At 31.5% G+C, this 12,290-nt stretch carries 10 protein-coding genes and 1 riboswitch; of the genes, 8 read left to right on the forward strand and 2 right to left on the reverse strand.

Annotation, left to right across the window (positions count from 1 at the left end):
• The first annotated feature begins 14 nt into the window (after nt 1–14).
• Nucleotides 15–1,877: a translation initiation factor IF-2 gene (infB, locus tag ACL_RS01600; protein ID WP_012242273.1), complete on the forward strand. Its 1,863-nt coding sequence runs from the start codon at nt 15–17 to the stop codon at nt 1,875–1,877.
• A gap of 2 nt (nt 1,878–1,879) precedes the next feature.
• The gene (gene rbfA, locus ACL_RS01605; protein ID WP_012242274.1) at nt 1,880–2,227 is read left to right on the forward strand and encodes a 30S ribosome-binding factor RbfA; all 348 of its coding nucleotides are present in this window, start codon (nt 1,880–1,882) and stop codon (nt 2,225–2,227) included.
• A 44-nt stretch (nt 2,228–2,271) separates the two neighbouring features.
• On the opposite strand, the gene ACL_RS01610 is transcribed toward rbfA, so the two are convergent.
• Both ACL_RS01610 and ACL_RS07175 read right to left on the reverse strand, forming a co-directional pair.
• Complete coding sequence (locus ACL_RS01610) at nt 2,272–4,257, reverse strand: beta-propeller domain-containing protein (protein WP_012242275.1); 1,986 nt, start codon at nt 4,255–4,257, stop codon at nt 2,272–2,274.
• Nucleotides 4,258–4,260: 3 nt separating this feature from the next.
• Nucleotides 4,261–4,764, reverse strand: coding sequence for a LytTR family DNA-binding domain-containing protein (locus tag ACL_RS07175; RefSeq protein ID WP_012242276.1), 504 nt, complete (start codon nt 4,762–4,764; stop codon nt 4,261–4,263).
• 212 nt (nt 4,765–4,976) lie between these two features.
• Here ACL_RS07175 and priA point away from each other — a divergent pair, with 212 nt between their 5' ends.
• From priA to ACL_RS01645, 6 genes are all read left to right on the forward strand, one after another.
• Entirely contained in the window at nt 4,977–7,241 is a 2,265-nt protein-coding gene (gene priA, locus ACL_RS01620) for a replication restart helicase PriA (protein ID WP_012242277.1), read from the forward strand.
• Nucleotides 7,242–7,252: 11 nt separating this feature from the next.
• Entirely contained in the window at nt 7,253–8,167 is a 915-nt protein-coding gene (fmt, locus tag ACL_RS01625) for a methionyl-tRNA formyltransferase (RefSeq protein ID WP_012242278.1), read from the forward strand.
• Nucleotides 8,160–8,738, forward strand: coding sequence for a phosphatidylglycerophosphatase A family protein (locus tag ACL_RS01630; protein ID WP_012242279.1), 579 nt, complete (start codon nt 8,160–8,162; stop codon nt 8,736–8,738). The genes fmt and ACL_RS01630 overlap by 8 nt, the downstream gene beginning before the upstream one ends.
• Nucleotides 8,739–8,741: 3 nt before the next feature.
• Nucleotides 8,742–10,061: an HD-GYP domain-containing protein gene (locus tag ACL_RS01635; protein WP_012242280.1), complete on the forward strand. Its 1,320-nt coding sequence runs from the start codon at nt 8,742–8,744 to the stop codon at nt 10,059–10,061.
• Between the two features lie 75 nt (nt 10,062–10,136).
• A riboswitch (SAM riboswitch) is annotated at nt 10,137–10,235 on the forward strand.
• 63 nt (nt 10,236–10,298) lie between these two features.
• Nucleotides 10,299–11,459, forward strand: coding sequence for a methionine adenosyltransferase (gene metK / locus ACL_RS01640; protein WP_012242281.1), 1,161 nt, complete (start codon nt 10,299–10,301; stop codon nt 11,457–11,459).
• A 48-nt stretch (nt 11,460–11,507) separates the two neighbouring features.
• Nucleotides 11,508–12,077: a LemA family protein gene (locus tag ACL_RS01645; RefSeq protein WP_012242282.1), complete on the forward strand. Its 570-nt coding sequence runs from the start codon at nt 11,508–11,510 to the stop codon at nt 12,075–12,077.
• Nucleotides 12,078–12,290: the final 213 nt, after the last annotated feature.

The raw sequence follows: 12,290 nt of genomic DNA on the forward strand, positions 1-12,290 counted from the left end.
AAGGTTGATGCAATATGGCAAAACAAAGAAGTAATAATAAAAATAACAATAACACTAAGAGACCAAGTAAAAATAATTTTGGAAAGTCTACTTATTCAAACACTCAAAAACCAGCACCTAAAAAAGTGATAACAGAGTTAATTTTCAAACCTGAAATGACGGTTTCAGATGTGGCAGAAGCACTTGACATCTCAAACGCAGTTTTAATTAAAAAACTAATGGGTTTAGGGATGATGACTTCTGTAAACCAAGTTTTAGAACGTGATGTTGTAGAACTTATAGCTATGGATATGGGTATTGAAGTTAAAGATGAAGTAATCACAGATTTAACAAGATATGATGAAATGGAAATTATTGACGATCCAAAAGATCTTGTTAAAAGAAGTCCAATTATTACGATTATGGGTCACGTAGACCATGGTAAAACAACACTTTTAGATTCTATTAGAAAATCTAGAGTGGTCACAGGAGAAGCTGGTGGAATCACACAACACATCGGTGCTTATCAAGTTGAACATGGTGGTGAAAAAATTACATTTATCGATACCCCAGGTCACGCGGCATTTACTGAAATGCGTGCACGTGGAGCTAAAGTAACTGATATTGTTGTTTTAGTTGTGGCTGCAGATGATGGTGTTAAACCACAAACAATTGAAGCGTTACAACATGCCAAGGCATCAGGCGTTCCTATTATCGTAGCAATCAATAAAATTGATAAACCAACAGCAAATCCAGATAACGTTATGAGTGCTTTATCAGCACATGATTTAACGCCTGAAGCATGGGGTGGTACAACACCATATGTTGAAGTATCTGCATTAAAACGTTTAGGTATTGATAATTTATTAGATATTATTTTAGTATTAGCAGAAGTTGAAGACTTAAAAGCAAATCCAAAACGTGATGCAATGGGTACTGTTATTGAAGCTTACCTAGACAAAGGTAGAGGTCCGGTTGCAACAGTTATTGTTGAAAATGGTACTTTACGTATTGGTGATATCATCGTTATTGGTAATACATTCGGTCGTATACGTACAATGAATGATGATCTTAAAAAACGTTATGATGAAGCACTTCCAGGTACACCGGTTGAAATTACAGGTTTAGACCAAGTACCTCAAGCTGGTGATATTTTCATGGTATTTAAAGATGAAAGAGTAGCACGCCAAACAGCGGAAGCACGTTCTTCAAAACTAAAAGAAACATATATTAAACAACAAAAAGCGAGTTCACTTGAATCCATGTTTGGTGCACAAGATGATGGCGAAAAAGTATTAAACTTAGTACTTAAATGTGACGTTCAAGGTAGTATTGAAGCATTAAAAGGTATGCTCGATAAAATTGATGTTGATGGCTTCAAAGCCAACATCGTGCGTAGTGGTGTGGGTGGAATTTCTGAAACAGATGTTCAACTAGCATCTGCATCTGGTGCAGTCGTTATTGGTTTTAACGTTCGTCCTACAGCTGCAGTAAAATCTCTAGCAGAATCTATGAATGTTGAAATCAGATTATATAATGTCGTATATCGTATTACTGAAGACATCGAAAAAGCTCTAAAAGGTATGTTAGAACCAGTCTTTGAAGATGTTGTAACTGGTACCGCAGAAGTACGTCAATTATTTAAAATTTCTAAAATTGGAACAATCGCAGGTAGCTATGTTACAAACGGTGTCATCCATAGAGATTCTAAAGTTACAGTCATTAGAGAAGGTGTTGTTATCTATAACGGAGTACTATCTAGTTTAAAACGTGGTAAAGATGATGTTAAAGAAGTACGTCAAGGATTTGAATTCGGCTTTAGCGTTGAAAACTACAACGATTTAAAAGAAGGTGACGTGATTGAAGCGTCTATTGAAAGAGAAGTGGAGGTAAATTAATTATGAGTATTAATGTCGATCGTTTAGCTTCAAGAATCTTTAGAGAATTAGTTCATATCGTAAATGATGTGATTAAAAACACTCAAATTGGTTATATTACACTTACAGAAACTAAAGTCACTAAAGATAAAAGTTACTGTTATGTTTACTACACCATCATTGATGATAGTGTAGAAGCCAAAAAGAAAGTTCAAGATCTTTTAGATGCAGGTAAAAAAGAAATTCGTATGAAGTTAGCATCTAAAGTTAACGACATTCGAAAAATTCCTGATTTAGTCTTTAAATATGATGAAGCATTAGCTTATGGTAATCATATTGATAAATTACTTTCGGATATCAATAAAAATTAATAATGAAAAATGCGAGTACTTAAATTAAAGTACTCGCATTTTTATTATAGGACAGGATGATTTAATGTATAAGTTTCTGTAACCACTTTAGTCTCACCATCAAATAATACGATACCACTCGATGAGAATGTATAAAAGATATTATTGATGTAGATACCTCTATCAATTTGATTGGTATACTCGGTACTAGCGTGTGTGATGATATAAGGGTTTTGAATAATTGGTGATGTATTAAAATCTATATAAAATAGATAATATTGACTAGAGTATTCATAATAACCAAGGTCTTCATTAAATTCGCCAGTGTTTGCAGCAAACCCGATAAAACCGTGATCTGGTGAAACAAGAATAGCTTTATGGTTACTTAATGCTTCACTATAACTCCATCCGACATTTTCATCTGGATTGCTTAAAAGATAAGTTTCTAAAGGTGCGGTGGTATTCGTTGTATTGTATGCTGATATCTTCACATTAAAGGTTTCATCATAACCAATACCTATGAGATGTGTTTCATCCCAAACATGTAAGTAAGTATTATATCCTGGTTCTTCAATCTCATTTAAAATCTTAATGTCTTTTGGATTACTAATATCTATGGTGTATAAAGGATCTATTTGTCTATAGGTTACAACATAGGCTAAATATTTATCAAAACGCACGGATGTTACACGCTCTTCTGGTTTACCAATACCTTCATCTAATAATCCGTAGTGTTCAAGTGTATCCTGTGTTTCATGTTCTTTTAATACATATAATCTATTTTTATCTGTTTGACCCCATGAACGTGTTGTAACTACACGAAGTAATCCTTCATATTCATCTAGCCAAAATTGGTTTTCTATATAACCTTCTAATATAGTAGAACCACTATAGTTTACTTTGTGTGTATCACTATCAATTGAAAATTTAGTAATATGTGTGCCTGTTACCACAGTATTTAGTGTTGGGTAATATGTAAACATACCAGCGATGTAAAGACTTGTTTTAGTCATATAGATGTGGCCGTATACACCAACAACGGTTGTATGATCTAAAGTGAGTGTATCTAGATTTAAGGATGAAATGGTTGTCATATTATATGCAGGAATTGCATCAAAGATTAAAATGTCTTCATACCCTACATAAGAGGTGTGAGTTTCTCCGTCCTTGTTTATAGTAAATTGTGGTCTAAGTTCATCTTTTGAGATTCTGTTATAAGAAACCATATAAAGAGTGTCATCAATGATGCGGTGTGCTTGAATATCACCAATGGTCTTAAGTTCATAATCTAAAGATAAATCTGTTCGATCATAAATACGCACAATGGAACTATATCTATACCCATAAAAATAACTGCTAGGTAAAATCAGTGCTGCATCATTAAATGCATAATATGTATCAAGGTTTTCTTCAAAATAACCTATAACAACAAGACTATCTGTAGTTAAATAAAATTCAGTAATGTAGACATCTAATAAATCAAGACCTTGTTTTTTAGTCAGACTACCATCTGGATTCACTTCATAACGGTAGAGTCTATTACTTTGATATCTTGGTGTATAAAAAATCTCATAACCATCTGTTTTAATAATGTCTGCTTCATCTACACCTAATACTTGTAGGTTTGTACCTACAACATCAGGTGCTTTGGCACCAGGGTTTGCTTCTTGGTCGACGGCGTCTTCACCAATAACCCAGTTTCCTGGAAAGAAGTCATACAAACTAAATCCATCACCAGCATCTATTTTATTTCTTAAGGTATGCTCATTTCGAACAATTCTAGCATTTAATAATGTTTTATCATGGTATGTTTGAGGTAAATCAAAGGTGCCTGTAATAATAAACACACCAAGTATAACCATCAATGTTAGACCAATAAGACCTCGTCTAACCGGTCTTACAATATTTTGTTGTCTAACATGTGTAATGTGGTGTTTATCTTGATAATTTTTTAGTCTTTGGTTCCACTTATATTCATAAATAGATCGTAAGATTAAAAACGAAATAATGAGTCCAACTATAATAGTCGCTATAACTCCATATGTGTTCATAGATTAACCTCCTATGCCTAAGGCATCTTTAAAGGGTTTGACATAACTACGACTAACATCAATTTTTAGTCCATTAACCAATTCTAATTCGAGTTTAGCATTTAGCTTTGGTCGTATATAAAGTATTTTTTCCAAGTTTACTAAAAAAGATTTTGCGATTCTAATAATTTGATAAGACTGAAGCAGTCCTTCTAATTGATATAACGGTTGATTAATATAGATTTTTCCTCTTTTAGTCGTATGAACTATAATTTCTACACCAAAGGATTCTATATATATGATTTCTCTTATAAAAAGTTTGACCCAACCATCACTTGTCTCAAATATAAATGCTTGTCTACTAATAGTAACCTTTCTTAAAATACTTTCTAGGACTTCAAGTGATGTATCATCAACTAATAAAGTAATTGAACCATCATCATGATTTGTGATGTCTAAACTAGATGATTCTAGATCATCTGTTATAAGGCTCAAATCAGATTTATCAATTAAGACTTTAATCATCATTATCTTCCCTTCATCTAGATTTTACAAAAACCTAGTTTAAAGTAGCAAGGTTTATCTTATAAGTTACATGAATTTATAAATAACTTACAGTAGAACACTTTAGATGTATTTTACCACTCAACTGTATAAACCTAGCTAAACAGTGTTAAAAACACTTAAAAACTGTAAAAATGCGCATAGAAATGATATAATTTATTATGGTAGGTGACTAGATGATTGCTCGCGTGATTGTGGATATAAAACATCAAAGTGTGAATCAAACATTTGATTATTTAGTTCACGAAAAAGATCAACTTCATATTCAAAAAGGTATGCGTGTAATTGTACCTTTTACAGATAATAATATATTACGTTTAGGTTTTGTCTATGATATTATAAGTGCATCTGATTTAGCACATAAGTATGTTCATGAAATATTAGACATTGAACCTATTTTTAATGATGAATTATTTTTAATGATGGATAAACTGATAGAAGACCCAAATGCACTCATTGCAGAAGCCTTTGAAACCGTGATACCTAAACAATTATTAATTCATTATGAGAAAAAGGCTACTTTGTTAGAACCTAAACAACTACCGGATGATTTAGTGCCGTTTTTCAAACAAGGTGTTTGGACTTTGCTTAAAAAAGATGAAGTTTATTATAACCGTTTAAAAACATTAGAACAAAAAGGTATAGTTGAATTAAAAACCGTATTAAAGACAAGAAATAAGAAACCTTTAATAACCTATGTAAGAATCGATAACAGAAACTATCATGGTACACCAAAACAACACGAAGTACTAGATATTTTAAGTGCGCACTCACAAATGAAAAAAGCAGATCTCGTAGCAAACTCTAGTGCATCGATTGTAAATACGTTAATCAAAAAAGCTGTTATTGAAGTATTTTATGAATCAGATAAGTTAGAAGTAGCTAATTTTAACAAAACAACAAAACTACCTGTGATTAATGAAGATTTAAAAGACCAAATCAAAGATATGATGGATGCAAAACATCAAGTTTATGTGAGTCAGTATCAAGATACCAAGTTAGACCCTTTCTTTTTCCATTTGATTCATGAAGTGATTTCACAGGGTAAGCAAGTGCTTATCATGGTGCCTGAAAACTTTATGATTGCTTCTGTTAAGTCATCACTTGAAAAAGTCTTTAGGGAAGAACTTATTATTGGTTTAAATCGTGGTCAAACAGATAAACAAATGATGTTAAAGTACAGTGCAATTTTAGATAATGAAACTAAAATTGTCGTCGGTGCACGTTCATCTGTATTTACAAGTTTTAGTGATCTAGGTTTAATCATCATAACGGATAGTAATAATCACAGTTACCGTGCACATGAAGGTATTTATTATCATGCATTAGAGATTGCTGAAATAAGAGCTAGATATCATGGTATACCACTTTATTTAAGTGCGAGTTCAATATCCTTAGATAACTATGTTAAGATACAACAAAAAACACATGAGTTACTAAATCTACAAGAAGAAGTCTATAAATCCATTGAACTTATAGATATGAAAGAAGAACTAAAAAAAGGAAATACCAAATTAGTTAGTCTAAGTTTAAATGATGCCATACTAAATACATTAGATCAAAATAAAAAAGTATTATTAATATTAAACCAAAAAGGGTATGCACCCTTTGTAATGTGTAGGACATGTTCGCATGTACCTGTAGATCCAGAAACTGGAATCCCTTTAAGATTTGATGAAAAACAAAATATTTTAAAATCTAATTTGACAAAATATCAACTGGAGTTTACTAAAACATGCCCTGTATGCGGTAAACATACAGTGAAGTCTGTAGGTAGTGGTATTGATCAACTTATAACTTACTTACATAAAGCATATCCTACGAAAGAGATATTAAAAGTCGATAGTGAGGCTATTAGTAATAAGACTTATCATGATAAAATTGAAGATCTTAGTCAAATCGATATCATTGTAGGTACACAGATGGCACTGAAATCTAATTTAGAAGATAAAATAGATTTAGTGGGTATTTTGATGATTGATCAGTGGTTAAAATTACCCAAATTTGATGCCTATGAAGCAACTTATGAACTACTTAGCCAAGCAAAATTTATCACTAAAGATAAACTGATTATTCAAAGTTATGATCCAACACATTTTGTTTTAAAAAGCATTATAGGTGATGGAAGTACATATTATAAAGAAGAACTAAGTCGTAGAAGACTTTCTAAATTACCACCATATTATCAAGTGCTACAACTACGCATTGAAGGTATGAGTTATTTAAAGACTTTCCAATATGCACTCTCATTAAAAACTTCATTAGAAAAAATGGGACTTACTGTTTTAGGTCCAACCTCATCTGTATTACTAAAACAATTAGAAAATTATAGAGTTTTATTAACGATTAAATACCAAGGTAGTTTAAAAACGTTTAATCATTTACTAAAATCTAACAAAGACATAAAATTATATATGAACCATGATTTATCATGGTATTAAAGGAGTAAATTATGATTGTATTTATGGGTACCCCAGAGTTTTCAGTACCAATTCTAGAAATGTTGATTGAAGAAAAATATCCGGTTGGGCTAGTTGTTACACAACCAGATAGATTTGTTGGTAGAAAAAAGATATTAACACCATCACCAGTTAAGTCGCTTGCTTTAGCACATAACATTGAGGTTTTTCAACCTGAAAAATTACGTCAGGATTATCAACACATCATTGATTTAAAGCCCAGCTTAATTATTACAGCAAGCTATGGTCAAATACTTCCTAAAGCCCTTTTAGAAGCAATACCAGCAATTAACATTCATGGTTCATTATTACCTAAATACCGTGGTGGTGCACCCATTCAATATGCATTATTTAATGGGGACGATAAAACCGGTATTACCTTAATGGAAATGGTCTATAAAATGGATGCCGGTGCTATGATTAAAAAGGTAGAAGTAGACATAGAACCTCTAGATGATTACGGCACTTTATCTAATAAGTTATCACTAGCAGGTAGAGATCTATTAAAAGAAAATCTAATGAGTGTTTTAAATAAAACGTATCAAAGCACACCGCAAAATGAGGATGAAGTGACGTTTGCATTTACACTTAAATATAGTGATGAAGCACTTGATTTTAACAAGTCAGCATCATGGAATCATAACCGTATTAGAGGTTTAAGTCCTAACGTTGGTGCACATTTTAACATCAAAAACACTACGGTTAAGGTGTTTAAATCAGCAATAAGTGATATAATAGACATTCAAAGAGGTGAAATTCGTATAGAAAATAAAAGAATATTTATTGGTACGAGTGATAGAGCCATAGAGTTAATTGAATTACAACAATCAGGTAAAAAACAAATGAAGGTTAAAGATTATTTAAATGGGCAAAGCCTATTTATTAACGGAGGAAAAATAGATGAGTAAACCGAAACTCTTATATAACCGAGATGAGATGTTAAAAATTAACATCGACACCTTGAAAAATAGATGTAATGTATCTGTTCTGGATATTGCAAAGATTGCACAGCAACAACAATCTAAATATTATCCTGGTATTGATATTAACTTATGTGTGGAATCTGTAGAAAAAATATTAACATTTAGAGATGTTTTCCACCACATTCAATTTGCTGCAGAAGTTGATAGACTTGCTGAAGAAAAAATGTTTAAAGGACCAATACAAGATATTTTATTCTATGATCTTGGACTATTTGGTATTGATGAAACCATAGGTTTAGATGTTGCTAGAAACTATGGTGCGATTGGACAAACAAACTTTGGTGACATTGATGTCAATAAACATGGTATCGTTAAAAGATTAAATGATGCTGGTAAAACAGAAGGTATTGTACATACAATGATGGATGATATTGTAGGTGCTATTGCTGCGGCTGCATCTACTCGTGTTGCTCAAGTGATGAACGAAGATATTGCACTTGAAAATCCAAGTTACCAAAAAATTAGCTTATTTGATTTGAAAAAAAGGAAAAGATAATATATGGGCTTAAAGAACCAAAAGCATAGGTTAAAGGGCTTTGGAAAAAAGCTGTTTTCTAAATATTTTGGTTTTGAAACTGGAATTGATATTGCTAATGACGTAGCTGTTTTATATAGACGAAATGTAGTTATTAAAAACATCGTATTTATATCAAACTTGCTTTATTCTTTAGTATTTTTCATTCTAGGCTTTAGTGTTGCCAATCCGACAACCGATTGGATTTTTGCTATTGCTGCTCTACCAATTACGTATACAGTAGGTAGACTACAATCTAAGCTTATCGACTTAGACCACAATGATTTAACAAAACAACAGATTGCGATGTATGTATCTAGTTTTTGGATTTTTATATCATCTGTGATGGTTTATATCCGTGTTTATGCAGTCGGACAAAATGCGCCGTTTGAAACAGCAAGTTATGTATTAATATTTTATGCTTTAGTTCAAATATCGCTTTATCAAGACAAAAGGTTACTAGCAAACTCATTTGTTTCATTAGTTGGGTTTGTTACATTAATACATATATCAATAACTTATAATTTCTTTAATTTAGGTCTTACTTGGCAAGAGTTCTTATCAACGATATTTACCGATCCAGTACTAGCCATTCAAGTAGCTGACTTAGCCTTAAGAACAGTTATATTTATATTATTTTATTTAATCAATTATATTATTGTTTCTATTGGACAATCCATCCAAGAAGAAAGAAAAAAGGAATTAAACAAACGCCGTGAAGTACAAATGGACTTCACGCATATCGTTAGATCTTTATTTAACGTTGTATTTCAATCTGCAAGCACCATATTAAACGAAAGACATGCCTATAATGTTGCATCAGTTGCATCAAAAATAGCTACATTTTATCACTTGGATGAACAAGATAAAATTGAGTTAGAAAAATACGCACTGATTCATTTAAGATTTGATGAAATCAAGGATTTAATGATAGAAACAGATAGTTACGATGAACATACCTATGAAGTATTAAAAGAAAAGACAGATTTAGGTGCAAAAATTGGTAAAAGAATTCAACTTGCTCAAAAATCTAATGATATTATTAGAGCACATTATGAAAGAAGTGCTGATGAAGCATTTGCTCAACAAATGAATAAAATCCAATTTGAGATACCAAATCAAATTATCTTACTGGCGGATTGCTATGTTTCTTTAAGAAGTTTATCAACATACTATCATCCAAACAGCCACCCACAAACGATGGACTTGTTTAAGAAACAATTAACACCATATTTTGATTATTCATTAAGAGAAACATTCTTTAAATACAACACAGAAATTGATCAACTTTATCATGATTTATAAAACATATTTTACATAATTATGTATCTTAGTTTACAAAATATCTAATAAAGGTTATCATATAAACAATTCAATAAAAACTTATTCAGAGCAGGTGAGGTGATCAGTCCTTTGACCCTGCAGCAACCTACTTAAATTAGGTGCTCAACTGACAGGGGGCTAACCCACCAATAAGGAGATTTCATCACTTCCTTCTTGGGAAGTGTTTTTATTAAGTAATGGAAGAAAGAGGTAAATATTATGAGTTATATTTTTTCAAGCGAAAGTGTGTCTAAAGGACATCCAGATAAAGTGGCGGATTTTATAGCAGATTCAGTATTAGATTTAGTATTAAAAAATGACCCTAAAGCACGTTGTGCGATTGAGGTTGCTTTAGCACACACAACTGTTTATATTTTTGGTGAGGTATCAACAAGTTATATATTAACAGATGAAATCATTATTGAAACTGCAAAAAAAGCAATCGATTTTTGTGGTTATAATGATGAGAAATTCATCTTTGATGCAAAATCAGCAACCTATCATGTAAACATTCATAAACAAAGTGCAGATATCGCGCTAGGGGTTGATGAAACAGATAATAAAGAACAAGGTGCAGGGGATCAAGGTATTATGTTTGGTTATGCTAAAGATGATACGAAAGAACTTTTACCTTTACCGATTTTTCTAGCACATGAATTAACTAAGCGTTTAGCTTTTGTTAGAGAAGAAGGTATTGTATCCGGACTTGGACCAGATGGTAAATCTCAAGTATCTGTTTTATATAATGAAAACCATGAACCACTGGAAGTTACAGCGATTGTATTATCTACACAACATGAAGCATCCAAAACACTTGAAAGTGTTAAAGCAGACATGATGAAACATGTTATCTTAGAAGTCATTCCAAAACATTTAATTACAGATAACACTAAATACTATATTAATCCAACCGGTAGATTCGTCATTGGTGGACCAGTAGGAGATAGTGGCTTAACAGGTCGTAAACTTATTGTAGACACTTACGGTGGATACTCACGCCACGGTGGTGGTGCATTTAGTGGTAAAGATGCATCTAAAGTAGACAGATCAGCATCTTATATGGCAAGATACTTAGCAAAACAAGTCGTAGGAAGTGGTATTGCAAAAACTTGTGAAATCCAATTAGCTTATGCTATTGGTGTTGCAGAACCTGTAAGTTTATATGTAAACACTTTTGGTACATCTAAAGTAAGTAATGAGGTAATTGCTGAAACAATCTCCAAACACTTTGATTTAAGACCTAAAGCAATTATTAATTATCTTGGACTTACGAACCCAATTTTCAAACAAACCACACATAATGGCCATTTTGGTAAGTTAGAATCTAATTTAAGTTGGGAAAAATTAGATAAAATTGAAATTTTCGAACAATTAGTATAAAATACATATATTCACTAACCATACGCAGCTTGAGAGGGTGACAGTAAGATGGACAATTTATTAATTTTTTACATTACAGCAGGTATAGTCGTACTGATTCTTGTAATTATATGGGTTTGGTATCTAATTAATGCTAATAGTTTTAAAAAGAATAAACAAAATATTGCAGATCTCATGATAGATATAGATGACATCATCGTGAATAAACATAACCTGTTAAATCTTATGATAGAACAAACAAAAAGAAGTTTAGCAATTGAAGCTAAGGTACTAAATGAGATGCTTGAAATAGCGGTCATTACAAATTCAGATAGTGTTGAACAAAAACAAGATATATCATTTCAATTAACTCAATCTATGCACATGTTATATGAAATGATTACAGAACATAAAGATTTAAAAACATCAAAAGCGATTAAAGAAAAACTAGATGATTGGATTATCCTAGAAGAAAGCCTGCAAAGCACTAGAAAATTATATAATACAAATGTTTCTAGTTTTAATCACAAAATTGTAGCATTTCCTTCAAACATTATAGCGAAAATAAAAAAGTATAAAAGAATCGATTTCTTTGAAGTTGATATCTTACTGACTAAAGAAGAAGTAGATAGTTTATAAAGATTACCAAAGAGGATACTAAAATGTATCCTCTTATTGTTTATATACACAACTTTTAATAAAAATAATATAAAAAAAAGGAATTAAAAGTAAATGATGTATTTAGTATAAAAAAACACGATATTTATGTAAAAATCATCTGAAATAGTGGGGATTATTTGGAGAAATCATATTAAATATGGTATCATTTAGTGATGTCATCTATAGATGATT

Origin of the sequence: Acholeplasma laidlawii PG-8A (assembly GCF_000018785.1) — a bacterium.
GTDB lineage: Bacteria > Bacillota_I > Bacilli_A > Acholeplasmatales > Acholeplasmataceae > Acholeplasma > Acholeplasma laidlawii.

Excerpts from the sequence above, each read along its gene's own strand:
- infB (WP_012242273.1), top strand. The coding sequence starts at position 15 with ATGGCAAAACAAAGAAGTAATAATAAAAATAACAATAACACTAAGAGA.
- rbfA (WP_012242274.1), top strand. The coding sequence starts at position 1,880 with ATGAGTATTAATGTCGATCGTTTAGCTTCAAGAATCTTTAGAGAATTA.
- ACL_RS01610 (WP_012242275.1), bottom strand. The coding sequence starts at position 4,257 with ATGAACACATATGGAGTTATAGCGACTATTATAGTTGGACTCATTATT.
- ACL_RS07175 (WP_012242276.1), bottom strand. The coding sequence starts at position 4,764 with ATGATGATTAAAGTCTTAATTGATAAATCTGATTTGAGCCTTATAACA.
- priA (WP_012242277.1), top strand. The coding sequence starts at position 4,977 with ATGATTGCTCGCGTGATTGTGGATATAAAACATCAAAGTGTGAATCAA.
- fmt (WP_012242278.1), top strand. The coding sequence starts at position 7,253 with ATGATTGTATTTATGGGTACCCCAGAGTTTTCAGTACCAATTCTAGAA.
- ACL_RS01630 (WP_012242279.1), top strand. The coding sequence starts at position 8,160 with ATGAGTAAACCGAAACTCTTATATAACCGAGATGAGATGTTAAAAATT.
- ACL_RS01635 (WP_012242280.1), top strand. The coding sequence starts at position 8,742 with ATGGGCTTAAAGAACCAAAAGCATAGGTTAAAGGGCTTTGGAAAAAAG.
- metK (WP_012242281.1), top strand. The coding sequence starts at position 10,299 with ATGAGTTATATTTTTTCAAGCGAAAGTGTGTCTAAAGGACATCCAGAT.
- ACL_RS01645 (WP_012242282.1), top strand. The coding sequence starts at position 11,508 with ATGGACAATTTATTAATTTTTTACATTACAGCAGGTATAGTCGTACTG.